This is a genomic window from Neopusillimonas aromaticivorans (assembly GCF_030344915.1).
Taxonomy (GTDB): Bacteria; Pseudomonadota; Gammaproteobacteria; order Burkholderiales; family Burkholderiaceae_B; genus Neopusillimonas; species Neopusillimonas aromaticivorans.
In genome coordinates this window covers 2,893,187-2,919,668 of the sequence record NZ_CP128233.1, presented here as the reverse complement: position 1 = coordinate 2,919,668, position 26,482 = coordinate 2,893,187, and the positions used below count along the sequence as shown (strand labels likewise).

24 protein-coding genes and 9 pseudogenes are annotated in these 26,482 nt (G+C 55.7%); 13 read left to right on the top strand and 20 right to left on the bottom strand.

From position 1 onward, the window contains the following. The first annotated feature begins 82 nt into the window (after positions 1-82). Positions 83-343 carry a 30S ribosomal protein S20 gene (rpsT, locus tag N7E01_RS16215; RefSeq protein ID WP_289173630.1) on the top strand — a complete coding sequence of 87 codons (261 nt, stop codon included), beginning with the start codon at positions 83-85 and terminating at the stop codon, positions 341-343. Positions 344-495: 152 nt separating this feature from the next. Here rpsT and N7E01_RS16210 read toward each other — a convergent pair. After that, positions 496-791, bottom strand: a pseudogene (locus N7E01_RS16210) (DUF3579 domain-containing protein). A gap of 112 nt (positions 792-903) precedes the next feature. Between N7E01_RS16210 and argF the strand changes: the two are divergent. Continuing rightward, positions 904-1,853 (top strand): annotated as a pseudogene (argF, locus tag N7E01_RS16205) (ornithine carbamoyltransferase). A gap of 199 nt (positions 1,854-2,052) precedes the next feature. Here argF and argG read toward each other — a convergent pair. Together argG and N7E01_RS16195 are read right to left on the bottom strand one after the other, a co-directional pair. Next, positions 2,053-3,384, bottom strand: a pseudogene (gene argG, locus N7E01_RS16200) (argininosuccinate synthase); the annotation flags it as partial. 73 nt (positions 3,385-3,457) lie between these two features. Continuing rightward, the gene (locus N7E01_RS16195; RefSeq protein WP_289173629.1) at positions 3,458-4,102 is read right to left on the bottom strand and encodes a nucleotidyltransferase family protein; all 645 of its coding nucleotides are present in this window, start codon (positions 4,100-4,102) and stop codon (positions 3,458-3,460) included. 211 nt (positions 4,103-4,313) lie between these two features. On the opposite strand from N7E01_RS16195, the pseudogene N7E01_RS16190 reads away from it, so the two are divergent. Beyond that, positions 4,314-5,700: pseudogene (locus N7E01_RS16190) on the top strand (cytosine deaminase). An 84-nt stretch (positions 5,701-5,784) separates the two neighbouring features. On the opposite strand, the gene N7E01_RS16185 reads toward N7E01_RS16190, so the two are convergent. Both N7E01_RS16185 and N7E01_RS16180 read right to left on the bottom strand, forming a co-directional pair. Continuing rightward, positions 5,785-6,567, bottom strand: a complete 783-nt coding sequence (locus tag N7E01_RS16185) for an EcsC family protein (RefSeq protein ID WP_289173628.1) — start codon at positions 6,565-6,567, stop codon at positions 5,785-5,787. A gap of 77 nt (positions 6,568-6,644) precedes the next feature. After that, the gene (locus N7E01_RS16180) at positions 6,645-7,184 is read right to left on the bottom strand and encodes a YaeQ family protein (protein WP_289173627.1); all 540 of its coding nucleotides are present in this window, start codon (positions 7,182-7,184) and stop codon (positions 6,645-6,647) included. A gap of 263 nt (positions 7,185-7,447) precedes the next feature. On the opposite strand from N7E01_RS16180, the gene N7E01_RS16175 reads away from it, so the two are divergent. Continuing rightward, complete coding sequence (locus N7E01_RS16175; RefSeq protein ID WP_289173626.1) at positions 7,448-7,657, top strand: cold-shock protein; 210 nt, start codon at positions 7,448-7,450, stop codon at positions 7,655-7,657. 115 nt (positions 7,658-7,772) lie between these two features. Here the strand turns inward: N7E01_RS16175 and N7E01_RS16170 are convergent. Further along, positions 7,773-8,015: pseudogene (locus tag N7E01_RS16170) on the bottom strand (fasciclin domain-containing protein); the annotation flags it as partial. A 61-nt stretch (positions 8,016-8,076) separates the two neighbouring features. Here N7E01_RS16170 and N7E01_RS16165 point away from each other — a divergent pair. After that, positions 8,077-8,991, top strand: a complete 915-nt coding sequence (locus N7E01_RS16165; RefSeq protein ID WP_289173625.1) for a DMT family transporter — start codon at positions 8,077-8,079, stop codon at positions 8,989-8,991. Positions 8,992-9,189: 198 nt separating this feature from the next. Then, on the top strand, positions 9,190-9,708 hold the full coding sequence (locus tag N7E01_RS16160) for a class I SAM-dependent methyltransferase (protein WP_289173624.1): 519 nt from the start codon (positions 9,190-9,192) through the stop codon (positions 9,706-9,708). Positions 9,709-9,714: 6 nt separating this feature from the next. On the opposite strand, the gene N7E01_RS16155 is transcribed toward N7E01_RS16160, so the two are convergent. After that, positions 9,715-9,843, bottom strand: a complete 129-nt coding sequence (locus N7E01_RS16155) for a hypothetical protein (protein WP_289173623.1) — start codon at positions 9,841-9,843, stop codon at positions 9,715-9,717. Positions 9,844-10,001: 158 nt separating this feature from the next. Further along, positions 10,002-10,145 (bottom strand): annotated as a pseudogene (locus N7E01_RS19565) (type I restriction enzyme endonuclease domain-containing protein); the annotation flags it as partial. Between the two features lie 330 nt (positions 10,146-10,475). On the opposite strand from N7E01_RS19565, the gene N7E01_RS16145 reads away from it, so the two are divergent. Both N7E01_RS16145 and N7E01_RS16140 read left to right on the top strand, forming a co-directional pair. Then, complete coding sequence (locus N7E01_RS16145; protein WP_350494885.1) at positions 10,476-10,706, top strand: helix-turn-helix domain-containing protein; 231 nt, start codon at positions 10,476-10,478, stop codon at positions 10,704-10,706. Positions 10,707-10,720: 14 nt separating this feature from the next. Further along, complete coding sequence (locus tag N7E01_RS16140; RefSeq protein ID WP_289173621.1) at positions 10,721-12,070, top strand: HipA domain-containing protein; 1,350 nt, start codon at positions 10,721-10,723, stop codon at positions 12,068-12,070. 333 nt (positions 12,071-12,403) lie between these two features. Here N7E01_RS16140 and N7E01_RS16135 read toward each other — a convergent pair whose 3' ends face one another. The 7 genes and pseudogenes from N7E01_RS16135 to N7E01_RS16105 form a co-directional block, all read right to left on the bottom strand. Next, a complete protein-coding gene (locus tag N7E01_RS16135) occupies positions 12,404-12,916 on the bottom strand; it encodes a winged helix-turn-helix domain-containing protein (protein ID WP_289173620.1) in 513 nt (170 codons plus the stop codon). Then, positions 12,904-16,210, bottom strand: a pseudogene (locus tag N7E01_RS16130) (type I restriction endonuclease subunit R). The gene N7E01_RS16135 and the pseudogene N7E01_RS16130 overlap by 13 nt, the downstream one beginning before the upstream one ends. After that, positions 16,207-18,312: an RNA/DNA-binding domain-containing protein gene (locus N7E01_RS16125; protein WP_289173619.1), complete on the bottom strand. Its 2,106-nt coding sequence runs from the start codon at positions 18,310-18,312 to the stop codon at positions 16,207-16,209. Before N7E01_RS16125 ends, N7E01_RS16130 begins: the two are co-directional and overlap by 4 nt. A 90-nt stretch (positions 18,313-18,402) precedes the next feature. Next, on the bottom strand, positions 18,403-18,897 hold the full coding sequence (locus N7E01_RS16120; protein WP_289173618.1) for a restriction endonuclease subunit S domain-containing protein: 495 nt from the start codon (positions 18,895-18,897) through the stop codon (positions 18,403-18,405). Positions 18,898-18,959: 62 nt separating this feature from the next. Further along, complete coding sequence (locus tag N7E01_RS16115) at positions 18,960-19,736, bottom strand: restriction endonuclease subunit S (protein WP_289173617.1); 777 nt, start codon at positions 19,734-19,736, stop codon at positions 18,960-18,962. Continuing rightward, entirely contained in the window at positions 19,733-20,806 is a 1,074-nt protein-coding gene (locus N7E01_RS16110; RefSeq protein WP_289175837.1) for a PDDEXK nuclease domain-containing protein, read from the bottom strand. The genes N7E01_RS16115 and N7E01_RS16110 overlap by 4 nt, the downstream gene beginning before the upstream one ends. Next, positions 20,796-22,355: pseudogene (locus N7E01_RS16105) on the bottom strand (class I SAM-dependent DNA methyltransferase). Before N7E01_RS16105 ends, N7E01_RS16110 begins: the two are co-directional and overlap by 11 nt. A 49-nt stretch (positions 22,356-22,404) precedes the next feature. Here N7E01_RS16105 and N7E01_RS16100 point away from each other — a divergent pair. The 5 genes and pseudogenes from N7E01_RS16100 to N7E01_RS16085 all read left to right on the top strand — a co-directional run. Then, positions 22,405-22,653, top strand: a pseudogene (locus N7E01_RS16100) (ankyrin repeat domain-containing protein); the annotation flags it as partial. 447 nt (positions 22,654-23,100) lie between these two features. Further along, positions 23,101-23,355, top strand: coding sequence for a type II toxin-antitoxin system RelE family toxin (locus tag N7E01_RS16095; RefSeq protein WP_289173616.1), 255 nt, complete (start codon positions 23,101-23,103; stop codon positions 23,353-23,355). A gap of 13 nt (positions 23,356-23,368) precedes the next feature. Next, a complete protein-coding gene (locus N7E01_RS19105) occupies positions 23,369-23,542 on the top strand; it encodes a hypothetical protein (protein WP_350494884.1) in 174 nt (57 codons plus the stop codon). Then, on the top strand, positions 23,539-23,715 hold the full coding sequence (locus N7E01_RS19100) for a helix-turn-helix transcriptional regulator (RefSeq protein WP_350494883.1): 177 nt from the start codon (positions 23,539-23,541) through the stop codon (positions 23,713-23,715). Before N7E01_RS19105 ends, N7E01_RS19100 begins: the two co-directional genes overlap by 4 nt. A gap of 108 nt (positions 23,716-23,823) precedes the next feature. Further along, positions 23,824-24,021, top strand: coding sequence for a hypothetical protein (locus N7E01_RS16085; RefSeq protein ID WP_289173615.1), 198 nt, complete (start codon positions 23,824-23,826; stop codon positions 24,019-24,021). Between the two features lie 351 nt (positions 24,022-24,372). Here N7E01_RS16085 and N7E01_RS16080 read toward each other — a convergent pair whose 3' ends face one another. The 5 genes from N7E01_RS16080 to N7E01_RS16060 all read right to left on the bottom strand — a co-directional run bounded on the left by N7E01_RS16080 (position 24,373) and on the right by N7E01_RS16060 (position 26,482). Next, the gene (locus tag N7E01_RS16080) at positions 24,373-24,618 is read right to left on the bottom strand and encodes a hypothetical protein (RefSeq protein ID WP_289173614.1); all 246 of its coding nucleotides are present in this window, start codon (positions 24,616-24,618) and stop codon (positions 24,373-24,375) included. After that, entirely contained in the window at positions 24,615-25,217 is a 603-nt protein-coding gene (locus N7E01_RS16075; RefSeq protein WP_434089527.1) for a glycoside hydrolase family 19 protein, read from the bottom strand. The genes N7E01_RS16080 and N7E01_RS16075 overlap by 4 nt, the downstream gene beginning before the upstream one ends. Beyond that, positions 25,201-25,467 carry a hypothetical protein gene (locus tag N7E01_RS16070; RefSeq protein WP_289173613.1) on the bottom strand — a complete coding sequence of 89 codons (267 nt, stop codon included), beginning with the start codon at positions 25,465-25,467 and terminating at the stop codon, positions 25,201-25,203. Before N7E01_RS16070 ends, N7E01_RS16075 begins: the two co-directional genes overlap by 17 nt. 2 nt (positions 25,468-25,469) lie before the next feature. Next, entirely contained in the window at positions 25,470-25,766 is a 297-nt protein-coding gene (locus N7E01_RS16065) for a hypothetical protein (RefSeq protein WP_289173612.1), read from the bottom strand. A gap of 275 nt (positions 25,767-26,041) precedes the next feature. Continuing rightward, positions 26,042-26,482, bottom strand: coding sequence for a hypothetical protein (locus tag N7E01_RS16060; protein WP_289173611.1), 441 nt, complete (start codon positions 26,480-26,482; stop codon positions 26,042-26,044).

Below are 26,482 nucleotides of genomic sequence, written 5' to 3'. Positions count from 1 at the left end.
CTTTGCTAATTAAACAGCTGCGGTGGCTTGGCATGTCGTTCATGTAGCCGCCCTGCAGCCTAACTGTAAAACTAATACCACTATGGCTAACACCGCACAAGCTCGCAAACGTGCCCGTCAATCGGTTGCACTTAACAAACATAACTCCAGCCTGCGCTCAATGCTGCGCACGGCCATCAAACGCGTTCGCCAGGCTATTGAAGCCGGCGACAAAGTTGCTGCCACCGAAGTGCTGCGTAAAACCAGCAGCGTCATCGATCGCGTAGCCGACAAAAACATCATTCACAAGAACAAGGCTGCCCGTCATAAAAGCCGTCTTGCTGCTGCTGTCAAAGCACTTTAATGATTGCAGTCGTTTAATTGGCAAAATTGCCTGGGCCGTGTAAACCACGTGGCCCGCAATAAAAATCGGGGCGCTTCGTGCGCCCTGTTTTTTTGCCTGTGCACTGCCTGATACAACCCCTGCTGCCAAAAACACCTAATAAAAAAGCCCGGTTAGTCCGGGCGTTCGGGCGGGGCCTGCCGCTCTTGGGTTTTTAACTGGTTGCTTTTTGCAAAGTCGGCCACGAAAGCCCAGGCCAAAGGTTCAAGATCGCGTAACCTGTGATCAACCACCACACACCTGACACCATCGATATACGTCGGGTAGACATACGGTGAATAGCTGAGTGGACCACCCTTGCTACCCGGGGACGAAACTGTGACATGACCCCCGCCAGCCTTTCGGCCCAGTCGCTGGGGCGAAACCGCTGACCGGTTTCAGTAACACCAAAAATAATAAGCTGCTGCACGGTTCTGACTGAAGTAAATGTAGCCTTCTATTGTACCGCGTTCCCCTCTGGCGGCACTCAATGAAAATTGTTTATCATAGCCAGCTTGACTGAACAACTACCAGGGCCAACGATGTCTAATGCAACCCCGCAAGCGGCGCCACTGCGTCACTTCCTGCAGTTCACCGACCTTACCCCCAGGAAATCCAGTACGTGCTTGATCGCGCCCGCCTGATCAAAGACAAGTTCAAACGCTACCTGCCACATCACACGCTGCATGACCGCACGCTGGCCATGGTATTCGAGAAGGCCAGCACCCGCACCCGGGTTTCGTTCGAAGCCGGCATGTACCAACTGGGCGGGTCGGTTATCCACCTCACAACCGGTGATTCGCAATTGGGGCGCTCTGAACCCATTGAAGACACCGCGCGCGTGGTGTCGCGCATGGTCGACCTGGTCATGATCCGCACCTTCGAACAAACCCGTATCGAACGTTTTGCCGAACACTCACGGGTCCCTGTCATTAACGGGCTGACCAACGAATTCCACCCTTGCCAGATCCTGGCCGACATCCTGACATTTACAGAGCACCTGGGGCCCATCCAGGGCAAAACAGTGGCCTGGATCGGTGATGCCAACAATATGTCATATACCTGGCTACAGGCCGCTGAACTGATGGGCTTCACCCTGCACGTCTCCACCCCCAAGGGCTACGAGCTTGACCCCGCCCGTATCGGCAACCCGGCCGCAAGTACCCTGCGCATTTTCGACAGCCCGCTTGAAGCCTGCCGTGGCGCGCACCTGGTCACCACAGACGTCTGGACCAGTATGGGTTACGAAGAAGAAAACGAGGCGCGTCGCAAGGCATTTGCCGACTGGTGCGTCGATAGCCGCATGATGGCCGTGGCTGAACCAAACGCCATTTTCATGCATTGCCTGCCCGCCCACCGTGGCGAAGAAGTCACAGCCGACGTCATTGACGGCCCACAAAGCGTCGTCTGGGATGAAGCCGAAAACCGGATGCACGTCCAGAAGGCACTGATGGAGTTCCTGGTGCACGGGCAAATCAAGAACCAGAACTGACGCCTTGACGTTAATCGAGGCAGGCACTTGACGCCCATGATCCGGAAAACGGCCAGCAACCTGAAAACCTGGCCTGGGCCCGGCGACACCAGAAGCCTGTACAACACGGCAAAATTGCAAAAAGCCGCATCCCGTTAAAGATGCGGCTTTTTGCTTTTAATGCGCCGTCAAAATGACACTGCGCCTTATTTATCTTCTTTTTCGAAACGTCTTGCAGCAAAGGCACGCCATTGTCTTTCGACGACGACAGCAACCCGACTTGCGAATACGTACGCAACTTGTCGCGGGTATCGACAATATCAAGGTTACGCATGGTCAATTGGCCGATACGGTCGCGCGGTGAAAACACGGATTCGCCTTTTTCCATCGTCAGGCGCTCGGGGTGGTACGTGAGATTGGACGATACGGTATTCAAGATAGAGTAATCGTTACCACGACGCAGTTCGAGGGTGACCTCACCTGTAATGGCTGCCGCGACCCAGCGCTGCGCGGCTTCACGCAACATGATGGCCTGCGGATCGAACCAGCGGCCCTGGTACAGCAACCGGCCCAGCTTGCGACCGTTTTCACGATATTGCTCGATGGTGTCTTCGTTATGAATACCGGTAACCAGACGCTCGTAGGCGATGAACAGCAACGCCATGCCGGGGGCTTCGTAAATGCCACGGCTTTTGGCTTCGATGATGCGATTCTCGATCTGGTCGCTCATGCCCAGACCATGGCGGCCGCCGATAATATTGGCTTCCATCATGAGATCGACAGCGCTGCTGAACGTTTTTCCGTTCAGGGCGACTGGCTGACCTTCTTCAAAGCGCACCGTGACTTCTTCGGTTTTGACCTGCACATCATCACGCCAGAACGCCACGCCCATGATGGGCTGAACAATCTTGATGCCCGAGTTCAGGAATTCAAGATCTTTGGCTTCATGGGTGGCACCCAGCATGTTCGAGTCGGTTGAATAGGCCTTTTCAGCCGACATCTTGTAATCAAAACCATGCTGACGCATGTACTCGGACATTTCGGCCCGGCCACCCAGCTCGTCAATGAACGTCTGGTCAAGCCAGGGCTTGTAAATCTTGAGCTCGGGGTTGGTCAACAGACCGTAGCGATAAAAACGCTCGATGTCGTTCCCTTTGTACGTACTGCCATCACCCCAGATATTGACACCGTCTTCGCGCATGGCCGCAACCAGCATGGTACCGGTGACCGCACGTCCGATGGGTGTTGTGTTGAAATAGGTGACGCCGGCGGTTGTCACATGGAATGCGCCCGACTGAAGCGCGGCGATACCCTCGGCAACCAGCTGCGGGCGGCAGTCGATCAGGCGAGCTTTTTCTGCACCGTATTCGGTTGCACGACGCGGGATAACGTCATAATCGGGCTCATCGGGCTGACCCAGGTTAGCGGTATAGGCAAATGGAACAGCACCCTTTTCGCGCATCCACAACAGCGCGGCGCTGGTGTCAAGCCCACCCGAAAATGCAATGCCGACCTTTTGGCCGACCGGAACGTTTTGAAGAATAGTGCTCATTGAATGGCTGCCTGAAACATTGCGATAAAAATGAAATTCTACACCGTAAGGAGGTAACGAACCCCCGACGCGTTCAGGCAGGCAACTGCATATTGAAGCCAGGCAAATCAGAGGGCTGGTCGATATCGGCAAAGATCCCCGTCGAGCTGACGGCAACGGTAGTGATGGTCACCGCATTACCCGCCAGCAAGCCCCGTGCGCCTTCATCACCGTGCAACTGACGCAAACGCGGCAACCAGCCGGGCCCCCAGAGTACCGGGTTACCCGCCCTGCCTTCAAACTGCGGACGCACAACGGCCATGCGGCGAGCCTGAACATCGTCGAGCTGACGCCACGCCTGCACCAGGTCAAGCACAATGGCAGGTGATACATCGGGCATGTCACCCAGAAGCACCATCAGGGCGGCCTGCGGGTCAATCGATGCGGCCACCCGGACAGATGCCGCCTGCCCTTCCGCGTAGTCGGGGTTGGGCACCACCTGAACCGGCAATCCTTGAAGCGCCGCCCCGACCTGTTCCGACTGATGCCCTGTCACCACATAAACAGGCCCGCAATTGGCCTCCAGCGCCTGTCGCACCACATGGCGTACCAGAGGCTGCCCCTGATAGTCCAGCAGCAGTTTGTTGACTGGCCCCATACGCCGGCTCATGCCTCCCGCGAGCACACACAATGTCACCGGCGCCCGAAGGGCCTGGGATGAATCTGTTTCAATACGCATAGAATCTGGTTAGACCTTGATATCCGTTAAGAGAGCCGGGGCCCCGTGAAACGCGTTGGCATCCGCAAACGTCGCAGCCCCTTATGATGATGACTTACTCGCAAGAATCATCGGCGACAGACCCTACAGCGATCGGCTCCGGTCGCTTCGCATGGCCAACGTCAATAACAGGACCCAGCCCAATTTTTAAAGCTCTGGTGGATGACCGATCATGATCACGAAAATATCCAATGCAAAATTGCGTGGCCGCGAAGGCCTGTGGTGCATTACCATTATCGACGGAAAAATTGCTTTAATCGATGCACAAACGGGCACACCATCGCCGGCACCACACCAGCCTGCCCCGGACTCAACCCGTAACGCTGTGCCTGTACCACACCAGCCTGCCCCGGATTCAACTCGTAACGCTGTGCCTGCACCACCCCGGCCCACCCCGCATCAGCCCGCTGCGGACCACATCGATGCCGCTGGCGGCCTGGTCATACCGCCCTATGTTGAGCCGCATATCCACCTGGACGCCACCCAGACGGCCGGGCAACCGCGCTGGAACCTTTCAGGCACGCTGTTTGAAGGGATCGCCTGCTGGGCCGAGCGCAAGGCGCTGCTGTCGGTAGAGGACGTCAAGCAGCGCGCCTGGAAAACCCTGAAATGGCAAATGGCCCAGGGCATACAGCATGTACGCACACATGTCGATGTATCCGACCCCTCGCTGACTGCCCTGAAAGCCATGCTTGAGGTGCGCCGTGAAATCGCCCCTGGCTGGACCTTCAGATTGTGGCGTTTCCGCAAGAAGGTATCTTGTCTTACCCCAATGGTGAAGCGCTGCTGGAAGAAGCCCTGAAAATGGGTGCCGACGTGGTCGGCGCCATACCGCACTTCGAATTCACCCGTGAGCTGGGCGTTGAGTCGCTGCACAAAGCCATTGCCCTGGCCATACGCTACGACCGACCCGTCGACGTGCATTGCGATGAAACCGACGACGAACAATCACGCTTTCTGGAAACGCTGGCCATGCTGGCCTGGCGAGAAAACCTGGGCGAGCGTGTTACCGCCAGCCATACCACGGCCATGCACAGTTACAACGGCGCGTATACATCGCGACTGATGCGCTTGCTGACCCTGTCAAACATCAATTTCGTCTCGAACCCGCTGGTCAACATTCACTTGCAGGGCCGCTTTGATGACTACCCGAAACGGCGCGGCCTGACCCGCGTCAAAGAGTTGCTGGCCAACGGGCTGAACGTGTGCTTTGGCCATGACGATGTATTTGACCCTGGTACCCGCTGGGTACCGGCAACCTGTTGCAGGTCCTTCACATGGGGCTGCATGTAGCCCAAATGATGGGCTTTGAGCAACTGGATAACGGACTTGACCTGATTACCACCAACAGCGCGCGCACGCTGGGTCTGAACGGTTATGGCATTGAGCCCGGCAACCCTGCAAACCTGCTGGTCCTGCCTGCCGACAGCGGCTTTGATGTGCTGCGAAGACAAGTGCAGGCGCAGTATGTGGTGCGTCAGGGCAAACTGCTGGCCCAAACCCGGCCTTCCCGTACCGAACTGCACCTGAACAGCATGCACGACATTGATTTTCAATAGGGGCAAAAAATTCGTAAGACAACTCAACCCTGAAAATCAGCCCCATCCTGAAAATGGTCGAGCAATGGGCTTCATCGTTGTGGTTCAGACCCGCAACGCCTCATAGGCCTCGCGGACCACGTCGACGCCATACTGTCGCTCAAGACGCCTGACGGCGAAATGGCCACGCGCCATATCCTGAAAATGGTTGATGAACAAAGTGTTAATGGCAGCGCCACCCGCAGCGCCAATGGCCGGAATGGCTTGCGCCGCCGCCTTTTCGGTGACCTGAACCCCGAACCGCTTGGCCACCTTGGCAACCAGCTTGACCATGAGGGGCGCCCCCTGCTCGGCCAGGCCTTTTTCGGCAATGTATTTGCCGGCTTCGGTCACCGACTGGGCCAGCGCGGCCCGAACCGCAAAATAGCCGCTTTCGGCACTGTCATCCTGTGTCGTTTTGCCCCCAAGGGCAAATACCTCGATACACGCGCGGCGCGTCCCTTCGTCGTTGATCGACTCACCATGGCTGCGTGCGATGTCGGCCACGGAACGCAGCATGATGGTCGTGGACACAGGCAGTTCAATGGCAATGGCCCCCAGCCCAAAGAAACCGCCAACACCGCCAGATACCGCCACGCCCAGCTGATGCCAGCGATTGGATGGCTTGCGGCCAGGCTGATCGCCCAGTGTGTATAACGCTGCATTGGTGGCACGCATCAGGGCCGCCTGCGTCAGGGTACCGATCTGGCGCGTCCAGGACGACGGCAGACGCGCCAGACCTTTTTCAATCGGCATACCGATAACACTGGTAATGCGTGAGGCCAGGCCCGGGTGCTCCAGCAGCTTTTTGGCCTGTTTGAGGGCGTCAAGATCTTCAGGGGCGATCATGGTCGAAGCGCTCTTTCATGTCGGGAACAATGAACAGTAACACTCACCTGAAATAATATGCACGGTAATCGCTGACGTCACTTCAGACGGGTAACCATCACGCTGGCGTCACCCTCATCCGAGGAAACCCAGACGTTATCATCCTGAACATTGATATTCAGGACCATCTTGCGTGCGGCCAAGGCCGTCAGGGCGTTCGTGCCCTCGACATCCAGCATGAACACGCGCAACTTCTGGGCGCGGCCAAGCTTGCCTTCCACACCTTGCCACCACACCGCCGCGTTACGCCCATAGGCAAAAACCACAACATCATCGGCACGCCCGCACGCCTTCAATAGCCGGCGGTCATCCGGCAAACCGGTTTCCACCCATTGGACGATGGCACCGGTAAGGTCTTGCCGCCACAAATCGGGCTCATCCGTTTCCGACAAACCGCGCGTAAACGCCAGCGTGCCGGTGTCGTCGGCCAGCAAGGCGAACGCCAGCAAACGCACCATCAGGCGCTCATCGGTTTCAGACGGATGACGCGCAACCGTCAGGGCGTGGCTGGCGTAATAGCCACGGTCGTTATCAGCAATATTGAGATCGGCTTTGTATACCGTTGAACGCAGGGCCATGGGAACCAGAGGTTAGTTTTGAAACACGGGCTGCACATGCAGGCGGCCGATTTTACATCCGATCGCTGTCACGCCTGGCCACCAGCCCATGCCGCTGCTGAACCGGCAAAGCTGTCTTGAGCGACACAACCACAGGCAAAAGTTTGTAAAACTTAAGGCAAGGGACACTTCATTTGTATTATTTAGTAAGTATGCTGGTGTTATCGGCCCCAACCCCCATAGTGTTCGAGGGGACACTTTTTCCCTTCTAACTAGGATTTACATTGAAAACAGAAATCGGTATTGTGAAATGGTTCAACAACGACAAAGGGTTCGGCTTCATCATGCCTGAATCCGGTGGTAAGGATCTTTTCGCACACTTCAGCGAAATTCAAGGCTCTGGCCACAAATCTCTCGAAGAGAACCAGCGCGTTTCTTTCGTTGCCACGCAGGGCCAGAAAGGCCCGCAGGCATCGAACATCCAGATTCTTTAATTGCCACGCCTGCCCTGAAGGGCAGGTTGTCGTAGCGATCTAAAGACAAGGCCGAACCCCGTGAAACACAGGGTTCGGCCTTTTTCAATGCGGCATGCCCCAGGGCGCTGCAGATTTACTTGGGCATGATAACCGAGTCGATGACGTGAATGACGCCATTGTCGGCCATTACATCAGTCTGTACCACTGTGGCACCGTCAACCATAACCTTGCCGTCTTTGGTGGTGATGGTCAGCGCGCTGCCTTCTACTGTGGCAACGTCACCGGGTTTGACATCTTGCGCCAGCACCTTGCCTGGCACGACGTGGTAAGTCAGCACTTTGGTCAGCGCCGCTTTGTCTTTCAGCAAGGCAACAAGGACCGTACCGTGTCGTACACTTATGAACTGAATATTCTTGCCACACTCACGCCTGTCGACCATGCCATCCCCAATCAAGACCGTCATTCCGCTTTACGCTTCGCTGGTCATGATCTGGGCACTGACGCCGTTGGCCATTGTCTGGAGTGTGGCCGACATCCCGGCCATGTGGGCACTGGTACTGCGCTTTTGCATCGCGGCCCCACTGATTGCGATAGTGATGGCCGTATTGCGCATCAGGTTGCCTTTGAACCGCACCGCGCTCCATAGTTACGTGGCCGGCTCATTCAATCTGATTGTTTCCCAGACGTTCACTTATCTGGCAACCAGCTACCTGTCGTCGGGCATGATTGCCCTGCTGTTTGGCTTTGCGCCGATCATGGCCGGTGTGATTGCCTTCATGCTGTACCGGCAACGACTTTCCGGCATTCAATGGCTGGGGATGCTGGTAGCGCTGGGTGGCCTGTATCTCAATACCATGACCGGTCAGGATGCCGGGATTGAGCCCATCGGCCTGCTGTTCATGTTTTTTGCGATCCTGACGTACACCGTATCGATTTTCTGGGTGAAGCATGTCAACGCCAAAGTTGCCCCATTGGCGCAGGCATCCGGATCAATCTTTATTTCTGTCGTTATCGCACTGACCTACATCCCGTTTATCTGGTCAGATCTGCCCGCATCACTACCCGGGGCACAGTCATTACTCGCCATCAGCTATCTGGTGCTGGCGTCATCGATCATTGCCATGTTTTGTTACTTCAACCTGATGCAAAAAGTCTCACCGACCACGCTGTCACTGGCTACAGTGATTACACCGGTGCTGGCCATCAGTTTTGGCATCTTGCTGAACAACGAACCGTTCCGCATCACCATGGTGATCGGTACCGGGCTGGTTATTGGCGGGCTGTTACTGTACTTTTACCGCGACTTGAAACACATGATGAGCAATGCCGCCACACCGGACAGCCAAAAATAGCGGCATAATCACAAGCATTGCAACAGCACAGCCCGGTGACCATGCCGCTTATCAAGAAGGGAAACACCATGCCCTCATCGTCTGCCGAAGACACCGTACCAAAATCGCAGCACTCGTCAGTTGCCCCCCGATGGCTGGAAAGACAAACTGCTGTTCGCGCAGGCGTTTTTAAGAAATCCGCTGGATGTTGGTGCCATCATGCCCTCCGGGCTCGCGTTGGCACGCGCCATCACCGCTGGTTTGGTACCTGGCGCAGGCAAAGTGCTGGAGCTCGGTACCGGAACCGGCGTGTTCACCCAGCAAATGCTGGCAATGGGGTTTGACCCGACCGATCTGATTCTGGTTGAGCAAAACCCGGGACTGGCAACGAATCTGCGCAAACGTTTTCCCGGCTCAACTGTCTTGCAGACCTCTGCCCAGGCACTGGACGTTCACCACAACCCGATGCTGTCCGATGTCACCGCAACGGTATGTGGTTTACCGCTGCGCAACATGCGCGATCATGAGCACCGACAACTGCTGGAAGCCACCTTTAAGGCCATGCGGCCCGACGGCAACCTGTATTTGTTCACTTATGGCCTGAAATGCCCTATTGCCCGCTCGACACTTGATGCGCACCACCTGGGCAGCGCGCTTAAAAAAGTCGTTATCAAGAATGTGCCACCGGCTGCGGTCTACTGTATTTCACGCAGAGCAGAGCCGGAACCCGGCAACTGAACACTATCAGGCTGACAGCTGCAACGGCCGATGACCGGTTGATGCTGCCACGTAGCCCTCACCGGACAACTTGAAAACGGCAACGGCATTCACCAGATCGTGTGCCTGCGCCATCTTCAGGTTGAAAAAGTTCATTGTTGGCTCAAGAGAGAGGAGGTGCGTAGCCTACTCCTAAAAGCTGGCAAATTTCACCTTTGAAGAGCCCCGTTACTTTGAAAGCACCACAATTGGGCATGACCCAGACCGAATAACGAAGGCCACAACGTGACAAAGAATTACCGTTTTCCATGAACGGGTGGGTACTTGTACTTACGCAGTATCCGTTTCACCATCAGCCGCAGGCTGGCGCGTACGCTTTCACGTTTTGACCAATCCACGGTGATGTTTTTGCGAAGATTTTCGGTCAGTTCGTGGGCTATTTTCTTCAAGGTTTCATCGAACGGTAACCCATGATGAGCCATCGACAAGCGCATGACCTCGGCTTGCTTGATGGCGCGTTGTGTCGCATCCTGTACAGCAGTCACGACGAAAACCTGACAAGAATCCCCCACCACACTAAGATAGAACCCGTGTAATGAGCAGGATAGTTCCGGCAAACCGGAAACTATCACCACAAAAAGCACTTTGGCTGATATAGTTCCGACATATCTGAACAATGAATCGGGCAGACCCTTTCTGCCTAATAATTTCGGGATATCGGAACTATGGCACGAAAACTCCCCCACTTCGATCAGACACTTAGCCCTCGTATACGTGACATAGAGGAGTTGGGAACTCTCATCCGAAACCGCCGAGCCGAAAGTTCGACACGTATCGACGATACCGCCGATATGGTGGGCGTGTCCAAGGATGTTCTGTCCCGCCTGGAGAACGGGAAGCCGATTGGCACTGACAAGCTGTTGACAATTCTGAAAGGGATGGGGCTTGATGTGCTTATTGTCGACAGGCATACCGCTCAGCGAGTCCTGCGCGAACTCGAAACGTCCGCTACGGCATGAATCATGGGTTGCACATGATAAAATCGCTCACGCTGCATGTTCACTGTCAAGGTCATCCCGTTGGCCGGCTGGAATTTGAGCCCAAGGCCAATGCGTTCTCTTTCAGTTATGACCCCGCGTGGGAAAAGCAACCTGACTCGTTTGTCCTGTCTCCGCACATCTCCTTTGAGGCGCAAGCAGATTCATTGGTTGTGAAGCGATTCTTGGAAAACCTTCTTCCGGAAGGGCGGGCCCTTGATATCGTCGCACACACGCACCAGGTATCCAAGAACAATGTTTATGCGCTGATTCATGAGCTGGGCAAGGAGCCCGTTGGTGCCTTAAGCTTCAGCCCCGACATCGCGAATCCCGCGCAGTATGAGGCCCTGGTGCCGCTGCGTCGACCTATCTCCAATAAGGAGCTCTCCTCACGAATCCGGGACCGTGAAACCACCCCTTTTCCGGTCTGGGATGGAAAGGTTCGCCTTTCAGTGGCCGGCTACCAGGACAAATTGCAAGTTCTTGTAGAGGGCAACCAGATATCGCTTGCCGATGGGTCACTCGCTTCAACCCACATCCTTAAGCCTGAATCGCAAAACCGCAATACACCCCACATGGTGGCCAATGAGCATTACTGCATGACATTGGCCTCAGCCCTGGGCTTAATCGTCGCACCCGTATCCCTGCGTCGCATTCCAGAGCCCATCCTGCTTATTGAACGGTTTGACCGGCAACTCGTACTACACAATGACACGCAAACCGTGATGAGCGTCAGGCGCCGGCACGTCATCGATGGCTGCCAAGCACTGGACCTGCCCGTCAGCATGAAGTACGAACGTTACCTGGGCAACGGACGGGATGTCAGGCATATCCGGGACGGCGTTAGCTACGAAAAGCTCTTTAAACTCAATACGTTTAATGACCCGTTGGCCGCAAAGCTCGCCATTCTGCGTTGGGCACTGATTCAGCTTTTGCTGGGCAACAGCGATGCCCATGGGAAAAACATTTCCTTCTATGTGCGTGGTGAGCTCCTGGATGTGGCCCCCTTCTACGACTTGGTATCCGTGCGTATATATGGCAAGAACATCGACCAGGAACTGGCATTAGCGTTTGGGGATACCTTCGAGCTCGACGACGTCGGGGCCTTCGATTTGGCCGATTTCGCTCAACGCGTCGGCATCCCGGCAGCACTGGTCTCGCGCGAGATGACCCGGTTGGCCAAAGCCGCCAGGACATGGGCCCCAAAAATCGCGCAGTTGCCGGACTATTCCCCAGATGAACGTGTTTTCGTTGAAGAAATTGTGGCGCTGGTTCTGAAGCAGGCGAGCCACTTTCTGACCATAGCGCCCCAGGTTCCAAAGATTGACCCGGCACTATTGGCCTGAGCGCATCAGAACGCAGTCAGACTAGTAGCAGAACGTCGGCTCCTGAATTAGCAGGAGCGTCGCGGGAAGGTTGCAAAAGATGTGTATAGGGACGTCGTTATACGACATGTGAATGCATATCCAAAAGGGCGAAATCTCACATGTCACTCATCATTCGAAAGAACAAACACACGGCCAGAATCATGCACCAGCAGTACGTGCGCAAGGGCTCAGAGGGTAATGGCCATGGCTTCGTACGCCAAGTGCTATTAGCGACTATCTCGCTTTCAGCAACCCAGGGGCCGGCAAAGATTTCGGAAATTTTTTCGACAAAAGAGAGAGTCCCTCGAAAAGCTACGATGTGCCTTGTTCAAGGAAACGTGACATCTGGTCAGGCTCGTCATCACCCCACCACATCGTTCCGACAAACCAATACTGCACATCGTCAGGCTGCACTTGTTCATCAGGAGTCGCCTCATCTTCATGGCCTCTGAACTTGGTTGCGACGCTTTTAAAAAGTGCCACAGCTTGAGTATCGGTCAGTTCCTCTGACTGTTTGCCCTTATCCGTTAATGCCCAAACGCCCCTTTTAGGGGAATACACCCACCCCGCTTTGGTCATGTAAAACCGTGCCCAAGCGGCGCGATTCTCAAACGTCGGGCGGCCGTTCTGATTAACCTGGGCCTTATCTTCATCGGTAAGGCCTTCGTGCTCAGCGATGAAGTCGTAAACCTGCCGGCCCGTGGCTTGCCCATCAAAGCTTAGCAAGGCCCGATGTACTGGCTTGAAATAACTGACAAACTGCGGAACGCCGTCTATCTTTGCGTGGAACAACGAAACCGCTTCGGATTTATTCAGTTCGACCATTCTTCACCCAATGTTTCCGCCTGCATCAACACTAGCTCCACCGCCGCATCTGCCATGTCCGGCGGGTATTTGTATTTGCGCAGTATCCGTTTCACCATCAACCGCAGACTGGCGCGCACACTTTCACGTTTTGACCAGTCCACGGTAATGTTCTTGCGCAGGTTTTCAGTTAGCTCATGGGCGATTTTTTTCAGGGTTTCGTCCGTCAGTTCGCGCACGGCTGATTCGTTGTTGGCCAGGGCGTCGTAGAAGCGAATCTCGTCCTCCGTTAGCCCCAGTGCTTCACCCCGGTGGGCGGCTTCACGAAACTTTTTGGCCATCTCGACCAGTTCTTCCATGACCTGGGCGGTTTCAATACTGCGGTTCTGGTAACGGGTTATCACGCTGCCCAGCATGTCGGAAAACTTCTTCTGTTGCACCAGGTTGCTGGCAAACTTGCTTTTGATTTCACCTTCCAGCAAGCGTTCCAGCAGTTCCACCGCCAGGTTGCGTTCGGGCAGGTTGCGGACCTGGGCCAGGAACTCGTCGTCCAGCAAGCCGATGTTAGGTTTCTCCAGACCCACAGCGTCGAAGATGTCCACCACGCTGTCGCTGACCACCGCCTGGCTGATGATTTGCCGAATGGCGGCTTCGCGCTGTTCGTCGGTTTTCTTCTGAGCGCTGATGTCGCGTTTGGTCAAGATGACTTTTACAGCCTGCATGAAGGCCACCTCGTCGCGCAGGGCTTTGGCTTCGTCCAAAGTGCAGCACAGCGAAAAGGCTTTACTTAGTGCTAGGGTGGTGTCAGCAAAGCGTTTTTTGCCGTCCAGTTTGGCGTCTTTTTGCCCGGGTGGCGGGCGCAGCGACAAGATATGGTTGGCCGCGCCGGCCAGCACTTTGTGGCCGCCGGTTTTGAAGCCGGAATAGTCAAAGCCATGCAGCATGCCCTGCAAAATATCCAGCTTTTCCAGCATCACGGACAGGGCTTCGTGGGCATCCACTGTGGGCTTGCCTCGGCCTTTACTGGCCGTATATTCCTTCATGGCAGCTTTCAGCTCGTTGCCGATGCCGATGTAATCCACGACCAAGCCGCCTTGCTTGTCGCGGAACACTCGGTTCACGCGGGCAATGGCCTGCATCAAGTTGTGCCCCTTCATGGGCTTGTCGATGTACATGGTGTGTACACAAGGGGCATCAAAGCCGGTCAGCCACATGTCGCGCACAATCACCAGTTTCAGCGGGTCTGCCGGGTCTTTGAAGCGTTTTTCCAGGCGCTTTTTGACCTGGCCGCTGTAGATGTGTGGGCGCAACAAGGCTTTGTCGCTGGCGCTGCCCGTCATAATGACCTTGATGGCCCCCTTTTCGGGGTCATCATCATGCCAATCTGGGCACAGCTTCACGATTTCGTTGTACAGGTGAACACAGATTTCCCGGCTCATGGCCACCACCATGGCCTTGCCGTCCTGGGCTGTGTTGCGTTCTTCGAAGTGGGCCACCAGGTCGGCAGCGACGCTGGCAATACGCGGCTCGGCCCCGACCACTTTTTCCAGTGCCGCCCATTTCGATTTCAACCGTGCCTGGGTGTGTTCCTCTTCATCTTCGGCCAGCTCGTCCACTTCTTCATCAATGGATTCAAGGTCAGCTTCTTTCAGCTTCAACTTGGCCAGGCGGGACTCATAGTAGATGGCCACCGTGGCGCCATCTTCCTTAGCCTGCTGCATGTCGTAGATGTGGATGTAATCGCCGAACACGGCGCGCGTGTCGCGGTCGGTGCTGCTGACCGGAGTGCCGGTGAAGGCCACAAAGGTGGCGTTGGGCAAGGCATCGCGCAGGTGCTGGGCGTAACCGGCCTGCCAGGTGTAGGTTTCGGCACCGGCAAACTGAGCCATGAGGGCTGTATTTTCTGTATGGTCAGCCTTCAGGTCATAGACGGTTGCGGGCGCGGCTGTCGGGTAGCTTGCCGCGTCGTCGTCTTCAGCCGGGTCAGACGTTTCAGGCCTTTCTGACGTTTCAGGCGTTACTGGCACCGGATTGCCTTTGCCCTGGGCTTCTTCTTGAGTTTTGCCTCAAAGCCATATTGGGTGCGATGGGCTTCGTCGGCAATGACAACAATGTTGCTGCGGTCCGACAGCATGGGGAAGGTGTCTTCGTCTTCCCCGGGCATGAACTTCTGAATGGTGGCAAACACAATGCCGCCCGAGGGCCGGTTGGACAACAGTTCACGCAGTTGCTGGCGGGTGCTGGCCTGCACGGGCTGTTCGCGCAGCAGGTCTTGGGCCAGGCTGAACACGCCAAAAGCTGGCCGTCCAGGTCATTGCGGTCGGTAATGACCACAATGGTAGGGTTCTGCATGGCAGGCTCTTGCATCACCCTGGCGGCAAAGCAGGTCATGGTGATGCTTTTGCCGCTACCCTGCGTATGCCACACCACCCCGCCCTTGCCACGTTCGCTGGCCTTGCCTTGCGGTTGCGAGGCCTGGACCACATGTTGTATGGCCAATCGCACGGCATGGTATTGGTGATAGCCCGCAATTTTCTTGATCAAGGTGCCATCGTCTTCGAACAGTACGAAGTACCGCAGGTAATCCAGCAAATAGTTCGGGGCCAGTAAGCCGCGCACCAGGGTTTCCAGTTCATTGAACTGGCCCAAGGGGTCAAGTTCTACCCCGTCAATGGTGCGCCACTGCATGAAGCGTTCGGCATTGGCCGATAACGACCCGAAACGCGCCTCACTGCCATCGGACACCACCAGAATTTCGTTGTACTCGAAGATGTCGGGAATCTGTTCTTTGTATGTCTGAATCTGGTCGTAGGCTTTCCAGATATCGGCATCTTCGTTGACAGCGTTTTTCAGCTCGATAAGTACCAACGGCAAACCATTGATGAACAGAATGATGTCTGGGCGGCGGGTGTGGTGTGGGCCTTTCAGCGTGAACTGGCTGACCGCCCAGAACTCGTTATTTTGCGGACTGGCCCAATCTACCAGGCGCACGAAGTCGCCGCGTGTTTCACTGTTGTGCTGGTATTCCACATTCACGCCATTGGTCAGCAGCTTGTGAAAACTGCGGTTGGCAGCCAACTGAACAGGGGTATCGAGGTTTTCAACCTGCTTGAAAGCATCTTCGCGGGCGCTGGCCGGTATGTGCGGGTTCAGCCGGTCGATGGCGTCACGCAGGCGACCCGGCAAAATGACCTGGGTGTAGCTGCTGCGCTGCGGGTCGGGGCTGTCGTGGGCAATGTCCGGGCCGCTGCGAATGGTGTAGCCGATGTCGGCCAGCCAGCCCAAGGCTTCATGTTCGAGTTGGTCTTCAGTCATGGCGTCTTGCTCGGGGATTCAGTTGCTTCGAGAGGTCGTGCTCCAGGAACTGCACGATAGGCCTGTTTTTCGTGCGTTGGCTTAGTCGGAAACGCCAGGGTCATGGACCCACTTTTGACCATGCGACTCAAATATTGCTGCCGTAAGCCGTCCGGACTACGGCAAACGAGTTGTGACATCGCGGACAATGTCAGGAACTGGTCCTGACAAATAGACAGAATGACGGACTCCATCCGGGAACGTTCAAGCCTTGACCAGTGGGCAGGCTCCTGCGCCAGCTCTTTCAACGCAGAAAGAAACGTTGGCTCCAGCTTATTCAGGTCGTCCACAATGGGCGCGTCAAGATGCGCGCTCAGCATACGGCCCTGCGCATCCCTCTCCCAAAAACCCAATACATCTTCGGAGTCATGCGCCAAATGTTCGGAGGTGGGCTGCGAATGTTCGGAGGTGGGCTGCGAATGTTCGGAGGTGGGCTGCGAATGTTCGGAGGTGGGCTGCGAATGTTCGGAGGTGGGCTGCGAATGTTCGGAGGTGGTCCGGGCAATTCCGGCATCCATCGAGGGAAAGGTCGGCCCCATGAAAACCAGGTCCGGGGTCGGCAGACTCTCACCGGGCAGGAAATAGACCACTCCACGGGACTTCCCATCAGACACCAGCAGCCCCTGCCTGACCAGGCGTGACAACAGCAGGCTCAAATCGTGGGAATGAGCTTCGCAGATTTCCAACAGCCGTTTATGACTGACAACACGCTCTATCGCGGCAGTAGCCATCACCAGGCGCCCGGTAAAATCCAGCTCCTCGAATTGGTGGCCGAACCGGCTCTTTAGTTGTGCGAGCACGTCTTCGGGCAACAGATCCGCCATTTGCAGCATGAGCTGCGTTTGTTCCGGCTCTACCTTTTCCTGCAATGCTGGCGGGCGCCAGTGCTGACTCTTCCAGCCGCTGTATATTTTAGGCACGCCAGAACCGCCTCGTTCGCCAAGGCCAATCAACAGGAACATCTGATGCAAGATGCGATTGCGACAATCGCTTTCGCCGCCGCGCAACACTTGTTCGATAGGCAAGCGCAACCTGCCTGGATTACGGAAGCCGAACATGTCCGGGCGCTTGACAACCAGCACAGACAAGCGTCCGGTGTAGTCCGCATGAACCAGGGTGTTCACCAAGGCTTCACGAAGTGCGACATGCACAGGCGTATCTTCCTGGCGCTGCCCGTCCTTGAGTGTAAACGGTACTTTCAGGTCAGAGGTCAACTTGCGATAGACCCGACGATAAAACTCAAAGAGATTGCCTGTCCAGGTGCCATCCGGAACCAGCCTGTCTATCCAGCGCAATTCGGTCTTCGCTTCTGGTCGCTCCTGGTAGTCCAGGAAATAGTGCGGCATGGCCTCTTGGATGGCAGCCCATTTGCCGAACATCAGCAGGCCGGCAATCGTCAGCCCCTCTTCACCCGTCTGGCGATCGCGTCGCCATCCACGCAGACTTTTCAGGAAGTCTGCATCATTTTGCTCCAGGTACGGGTGCGCTGGTTTTTCGTCACGCAGCATCTGACGGTAGATACGCAAGCTTTCATCATCAAGGTCATGCATGCCGAAGCCAATCAGGATACGTGCATCGCGTTCGTCCTCAACGTGTTCGGCCAGCATGCGTTTGACCGTCTCTTCATCGCAGTGTCTGTCGCCGTCGTTCAAGCGCAGCCAGGTATTGCCTAGCGGTTGCCCATTCAGGAAGACGGGTTTCTGCTTTCGCGTTGCTGCAGGGATGGAAATGACCAGCACGTTCCTGGAGTCGACGACAGCTGTTGTCACGTCAGCATCGTTCAACAGATTGGTGCTCACCTTGGCACGATTGTTCAGCGTGTTGAAAAGGTCCGCGCGAACCTTGGCCGGGTTTTTCAGGCCTGCCACGCTGAACTGGCCAGCCTTTTCTTGCACCCCAAACAAGACAACACCACCTTGGGCATTCGCCATTGCTGAATACGTCCGCCAGAAATCCTTGGGCACTTCGCCGGTACCGTCCTGCCCTTGCGCGAGCTTGCATTCCAGCTCCAGTGACTCGCCAAGCAGATTGATGTCTTCAAGGGTGTGCAGGTCAAATTTCATGCGGAGGTCTCTTCGACGAGGATAATTGGTCAGCAGCCTGCTGACCATTTTGTGAAGAACCACTTTTCGGGGGACATACCGGTTTGATCATCATGACAGTGCTGCCTCAATCTGCTCCTGGGCTTCGGGCAGGCGAAGTTGGCCGGAGATTAGACGGGGGAGCAGGGTGTCGCGGATAGCACTAAGTAACTGAACAGACAGTTGATTGGATTTAGTTCTTACCAGCAAGGGCTCAACCACTGCCTCGAATTTTTCCATGACAAGCGTATTCGGCAATACATTTCCCAATGACAAAATACTATCTGGTCGAATTCGCTGGTGGCTATTCGATGTTCCAGAAGCCAGGGGAACGATTTGGTCGCGCAGGCCAGGTGATTTCAGTAAACAGTAAATAAAAGGAGTGTTTGACTTGCTTGTTGGCACGAAAGGGAGGAACTCTGTTGAACAAATAGCATTTAGACCAAACTCAACCGGCAACCAGATACGGGGAATAACAGGGTTGAGTTTTGAAAAAAGCACTGCGTTCTCTGGGACAGTTGTTTTGTTGCTTTTTATGGTCGCACCAAACTCCTTCTTAGCCATCATATCTGTATCGTATGCCGGCAAACTGTAATGCAGGTATTCAGTACTCGGCGTCGCTCCCGGGTTTACGCTTCCCTTGTGAAGCTTAAGCAAGTCGGATAGTCGCCCAAAGGCCCACCCCTCGGAATCAACCCCAGCTCCGACTCTTCAAACGAATCTGGAAACAATGCTGCCGTGTCTTCATCCATGCCCTCAGGCTGACGGCCTTCCATCTTTGCCCGCACGGGGTCAAAGTCCACGAACCAGGATTTGAAGATGGCCTGGGCGATGGATTCAAGGGTTTTGTTGGTTTCACGCATGAGGGTGATGCGGTCGTCGAGGGCACCGATTGTGCCTGCAATGGCTTTCTGAATTGAAAGGGGTGGCAACGTGACAGGCACTGCCGCAAGAATGCCCGTATTCAGGTTTGGCATCGTGGCACCAACAGCGTGACGTATCAGCCAATCCTTACTCTCAGGCGAGCACAACATGTAAGAAATAAAACGGGGATTAGCAATCTGTTCCTGACCTAAGCGAACCTTCAAGCAACCTGTACCACATAGCCAACCATCCTCGTCCATGCCAATCAGTGCATTTTTTGTGACGTCACCCCTACGGCTGAAGACGATGTCATCCGTTCTCAGCCGATGCTGAGACAGGCGCTCGACATCTTTTATGCCTACACGAGCGATATCTTCTTGGGAAATTCTGCCTTCGCGTATGTTAGTGGGCATGACAACAGGTATTCCTTTGTCCGTGTAGTCAGAGGTGTGTAATTGGCTACCAAAAGGCCCCGTCTGAATTGAGCCTCCTTGACGGCGGCAGATATCTCCAAGAGTAGTTTCAACCCAATCAGAACTCATACCCCACCCCCAGCTTCTGACCCACCATCAGCACTCATCTCCAACCCCAGTTCCCGCTCAAGTTGTTCAATGCTTGGTAATTCACCCTGAAGCGACTCTGGCAATGTATGGCTCAACGTGTAGGTGGCCAAGCCCATGGGTTTTTGAATGTCACTCAGGGCGTATTCAGCCACCAACCGGTCTTTGCTTTTGCAGAGCAACAGGCCTATGGTGGGTTGGTCGCCGTCGCGCCGCAGTTGTTTGTCTACGGCTTTCAGGTAAAAGTTGAGCTTGCCTGCAAACTCAGGCTCAAAATCACCGGTTTTAAGCTCCACAACCACATAGCAGTGCAAGCGTACATGGTAAAAAAGCAAGTCCAGGAAGAAATCGCGCTCGCCCACTTGCAACGGTACCTGACGACCCATGTAGGCAAAACCTGCACCCAGTTCCAGCAAAAACTGGGTAATGTGCTGCACCAAGCCTGCTTCCAGTTCGCGTTCGCTGTGTTCTTTGGTCAGCGACAAAAAATCGAATACATACGGGTCTTTCAGCACCTGCGCCGCCAGGTCGGACTGCACAGCAGGAAGCGTTTGGGCAAAATTGGTAATCGCCTGGCCTTCTCGTTGCCACAGGCCGCTTTCAATCTGATGCACCAGCACGTTGCGGCTCCAACCGTAGGCCTGCGTTGCCTGCACGTAATACAGCGCCTCGTCATGCCGTTTGCACTTGCTCAGGATGGTGAGGTTATGCCCCCAAGGGATGCCGATCAATTGGGCAACAGGCTGTTGCCCAATTGCGGCCTCACGCCAAAACAGGTGCCATTGCCGGATGTACTTGAGGTTGCGTTCTGAAAACCCCTTCACATCGGGAAATTCGCGCATCAAGTCGGCGCTCAGTTGCACCACAAAGCCTTGACCCCAGGCGTATTGCTGCTGACGCTCCACCATGTCCGCCCCCAGTTCCCAGTAAAACTGAAGCAACGCCGTATTGACGGCTACAGCGGCCTTGAGCTGTACCTGTCGGAATCGGGTTTTTAGTTCGCCCAGCCAGGTACTGTATTCAGGTTGACGGGACACGATTTCAGAACTCATACCCCAGCCCCCCAGCTTCTGCCGAATCAGCGCGTCCAGTTCGGCCCCTTTGGCCATCTGCTCACCCAGCTTTTCCGTCAGCTTCTGCATCTTTTCCGCGAACGCTTCGCCATCATCCTCCACGGCTTCGGCGCCCACGTAACGGCCCGGCGTCAGCACATGGCCATGCTGGGCAATTTCCGCCAGGGCACGCTGCGGCAAAACCCGGGAACATCGGCGTATTCGGTAATGTTCGCACCGTCTTCCGCCTCACCGCGCCACGCAGCAACCGTTTCGGCAATGCGGGTAATGGCGTCGTCATCCAGTTCGGCCTGCACCCGTGAAATCATCTTGGCCATTTTTCGGGCGTCGATGAACAGGACTTCACCTTTACGCTTCTTCTGCCTGGCCAAAAACCACAGGCACGCCGGTATCTGGGTGTTGAAGAACAGCTGCCCGGGCAGGGCCACCATCACTTCCACCACATCGGCCTCCACCATGGCGGCGCGAATCACGCCTTCATTGTTCTGGCTGGAGCTCATCGAGCCATTGGCCAGCACAATGCCAGCCCGCCCGGTGGGCTTCAGGTGGTACAGCATGTGCTGCAACCAGGCGTAGTTGGCGTTGCCTTGGGGCGGGTCGCCATACACCCAGCGCGCATCGCCTTCCAGGCTGCCGTGCCACCAGTCACTAATGTTGAACGGCGGGTTGGCCAAAATGAAGTCTGCCCGCAAATCGGGGTGCTGGTTGCGGGTGAAGGTGTCGGTGGGCTCTTTGCCCAGGTTGAAATCAATGCCGCGAATGGCCAGGTTCATGGCCGCCAGGCGCCAAGTGGTGGGGTTCGATTCCTGCCCGTAAATGGACACGTCGCCAATTTTGCCACCATGCGCTTCGATGAATTTTTCCGACTGCACAAACATGCCACCCGAGCCGCAGCAGGGGTCGTACACCTGGCCTTTGTGTGGCGCCAGAACGGCCACCAGGGTTTTTACAATGCTGGCAGGCGTGTAGAACTGGCCGCCTTTCTTGCCTTCGGCGCTGGCGAACTGGCCCAGGAAGTATTCATATACCTGGCCCAGAATGTCGCGTGCGGCGCTGGCGTCGGTACCAAAACCGATAGTGGAAATCAGGTCGACCAGTTCGCCCAGTTTGCCGTCGGGCAATTGTGCGCGACCATACCGTTTGTCCAGAATGCCTTTCAGCTTGGGGTTCTCGGCTTCAATGGCCGTCAGGGCGTCGTCGATACGCTTACCAATATCCGGCTGCTTGGCGGCAGCGCGCAAGGCTTCCCATCGAGCGGCTTCGGGTACCCAGAAGATGTTGGCGGCGGTGTAGTAATCGCGGTCTTCCAGTTCAGCGGCCAGGTCGTCTTCACTGGCATCCGGAAAGTAGTATTCGTCGTTTTCGTCGGCGAAGCGGGCGCGAAGCTCGGCCTGGCGCGCGGCGAAGGTGTCAGAGATGTACTTCAGGAAGATCAGGCCCAGTACCAGGTGCTTGTACTCGGCGGCGTCCATGTTGGCGCGCAGTTTGTCGGCGGCGGCCCACAGGGTTTTTTGATGTCGTCAACCATGAATTTGACAGCCTTAATGCAAAAGTTTTTATAGCGAAGAACTTAGCACAGAACGGTAGTCGATGCGGGCGTCTCAATCGACCATGTCAACAACCTTGGCTGGACTGCATTACTCGAAGCCATCATTCTGGGCAATGGCGGCAAGCAGCATCAGCAGATCGTCGATATTTTGCTCAAGGCAGGGGCGAATCCAAACCTGGCTGATCGCGAGGGCGTAACCCCACTGGAACATGCCCAAAAGCGAGGCTTCAAAGAAATTGAAAGCTCACTTCGTGCGGCAGGGGCAACAGCCAAATAAAAACCATTCCGGACGGTTAACAAGGAGACAAACCCATGATGAAGAAAATTACCGCCTTGGCTGTCGCGGCCATCGCCCTATTGATCGTCACATCGCAAACGACCCTGAAGAATAGAACCGTCCTAGGGCGGTTTTTTTGTGGGCGCATAAACCGGCAACAAACCAGATCTATACATTTCCATGAATATGTTTAGATGGTTCCTTAAACCTTAAAACCCACAACCTTCAGGTAAAGGGGCAGCCTACGCTGCCCCTTTACCTTGACCCAAACATACTGACGCCGTCAAATAACTGCGTATTCTTGTAAGCGCCAACATACGTGGCAATTCAGGCGGCAGTGCACGGCGATGCCCCCGCTTGGCTTTCTTTTTAGAGGGATTACCACAGGTTCCCTTGCCATAGGTTATAGCCTAACCTATAATCAACCTATACAAACAAGGGAAATCCATGTACGCGGTCAACTGGTCAAACAAGGCGAAAAAGCAACTCCGCAAGATCGACCGGAAGGAACAAAGCACAATCATCGACGCCGTGGACGAGTTGGAAAATTTCCCGAATGCCAAGAACGTCATCGCGCTGACCAAACACGAGTACGGATACCGCATGCGCATCGGCAATTACCGAGTCCTGTTCGATGCTGACGCCGAAGTCAGAATCATCGAAATCCAGCAGGTCAAGAAACGCGACGTGCAAACTTACTGAACAGGAGCCAATCATGGGCATCAACCCCACCATACTCGAAGCCAACGGCAAGCCGGCCTTTGTTGTGCTGCCCTACGATGAGTACCTGAAGCTCACTGAGGGGAAGAAACCTGCCGGCCGTATCCCTGCCGATGGCACCACCCCCACGAAGTCATGCGCCTATGCGTCAAGAACGGCTGGAGCATGATCCGCGCTTGGCGTGAGCACCTGGCCCTGACGCAAGCAGAAATGGCGCGGCGTCTGGAAATCCGGCAGCCCAGCTATGCCGCAATGGAAGCCCCTGATGCCAAGCCCAAGAAAGCAACTCGGGAGCGCATTGCGGCCGCGATGGGGCTTTCGTTGGAACAACTTGATTTCTGACGCCCATAAAAATCTACAAAGCCCTGGCCCCTGGCGCCAAAACACGTTACGACACCAGGCCGGATTGACAGATTTACCTGCCCTGAAGGCAAGCTATGGGAAATGCGCATGATCGGGCGCGATGGCATCGCTCGTGAGTTGATTTCAGCCCGGGTTCGCGCTGGCCTGCCCCTCATTACGCCGCGTCAAGGCCAGTGCGAGCATGAGCATCGACCAAGCGCGACGCCGCTGCACACCCGAAACTGTTTACAAAGTGCTTACAAGACACCAGAAAAGCAAAACGCCAACCCCGAAGGATTGGCGTAAGTGCTTGATATTCTTGGTGGCGCATCCCTGATTCGAACAGGGGACCTGCGGATTATGATTCCCGCAAGCCTTAAAACAGCTTAAATAAAAACCTTTAACTTCAATATCTTACAGCGCCAGCCAGCGAAAACACCTGTATGAATATACATCAAAACTGATTGATTTACACCCATTTAGGGCACAATTTGGTCACACTGAATCAGCCCGCCTTTGAGCGGGCTTTTTTGCGTCTATCGGCACACCTTTGCCACCGTTTCGTTGTGCGTCAGGATTTGTCGCTTGACCCCGATAGGTGTGCGCGTCACATCGTCCTGCGATTCAAACCAGATAGGTTTGGCAAGCTGGCAGTAGTCACCGCTTGTTGCCGCGCACCCAGCGAGCCATAGCGGCATCAATACTATCGTCATCCATCGCAGCGGTTTCAGATTCCACATCTTGCGCTTCCTTTCTGGCCCTCGCTTCGGCCTCGTTGATTTCCTGACGGGTTTCTTGACGCCCTGCCGCCTTCCCCGACTGGCGTATAGCCAGCACCGCAGCAAAGGCCGCGCCGATGGCAGCCAGGTACGGCCAGAGTTTTGCCCAGAGCGCTTGAATCATAGTGCCGCCTTTGCCTTCGCCCACCGGGCTATTCTGTCAGGGTAGCCATTTAAAGCGCCATTGATACGCCGGGTAAGTCGCTCGAAGTCGCCAGCGTCAGCAATCTCATTGCACCCATGCGTTGCCCACCACCACGCCGCGCTACGGGCCGCCATTGGCTTCAATTCCAACTGCTCAGGTACGGCTATCAAATCAATCCCAAGCGCCTTAGAAGCCTTCTGATACCCGTACCTTCCTGTGATCTGGATCAGCCCCCGGCCACGGAATCGGCTGCCATCACCCGGCTCAGTGTTGCCCAAGTCAGCCCGGCCCTCGTACCGTTGCTGCGCCGGGGTTGGCCCCCAGATTTCCCTCGTATGCCGAAAGCCGCCCGACTCATGGCCGACTTGCGCCAAGAATGCAGCCACCCGAACCTGGCCGGTAATGCCGTATTCAAGACAGGCTGCCCGAACATGGGGATACCATGCCATAGCCTGATCTTGCCCTAGGCCGGTTGCCGCCTGAAACTTATCCAGTCCAATCCATGCCTCGGGGATAACCGGCGCTGCTGGTGCCCGGCGCTTAAACAGCGACAGAATCAAGTCAATCAGTTTTTGCATTCCACACCTTCCACCGGTAGGTTTTGATGATCGTGCCGGTAGCGAAAATCGCCATGCCGACACCGCCAAGCACCGCATGGCCGGGCGTCAGGTGCGTGTCATGTACCAGGTATGCGCACCATGCCGACCAGATTGATATGACAGCCACCCCCACCCTTTGCGTTAAGGTAGCCTGGTAGCACACCGAGAACGCGCCCACGACACAGGCAAGCGACACGTAGGCGAACAGGCCGATTACAAGCGTTTGCATAATCATTCCTTTGGTAGGCCGAGACGCGCACGGATAAACTCGCGCACCAGGCTAGACAGTGCCAAGTCCTGCCAAGCGCGGAAAAGTGAATCGACAATACTCATGCCGAACAGGCCCACCATCAGCCCGGCCACCGTTTCGGGTATGTCGGTTTCATGCGCTACCCACGGCCCCATGTAGTAGGTAACCGCAGTGCCGAAGGCCAGCAGGCCAAGCTTGCGTTTCCATGTGCCTTGCACCCATAACATTGCCCCGACGCTACCCATCGCGCCGGGCAGTAGCTTTTCAACGTGGCTCATCCAGTCCGTCATCGGACTCCCCAAAGAAAAAGCCCCCGAAGGGGCTTGGTTAACTAGCTGTTGTGATCGATGCAAGTCGGCTTCATACGCCCGCCTGCAATGATTGCTTTCCCATGGTGCGAAAAGCCAGTCAATGAAACGCTCTACCCGCCAGCCGCACCTGTGAGCCCGGCCCGAAATTGACTCGTTGGCCGTGGTTTCGCGGTGTTTGGGAAGGAAGGTGACGTTAGCCAGCTGGCTCAAGGCGTCCCCGATCTTGATTAGACGTGGGGTGTTCAAAGCGTCACCGCCAGCCGGAACAGATCGTTCAGGCCTTCTTCGGTGCCGCCCATTTGCGCCCACATTCCTTGCAAGAATGCGTTGCCTCGGTCCCAGGTATCCGCTTCGTACTCGATCTGTGCGGCACGGCGCTGGGCGGGGTCGGGGATAGCGGCAATGGCGTCCTCGACATCATCCAGTAGGTCGTTTTGCAGCAGGGCCAAGCGGCCTTGGCGACGGGTGCAGGATTGCGGAACGGGGGCAGGCGGTGCGGGAGGCGCAGGCGGGCGCTCTGGCAAAATTTCCCAACCGCTGCCCGTCCATCGGGCAACCTGCGGAGGCGATACCGCCGGCGGTGCATCGCTGATAATCGCTCCGTCAGGCAACCGCATATAGGGGTCAACCTGCTCAGATCGAACATATATTTGCTGGCTATCAATAATGTGGACAGTAATCAT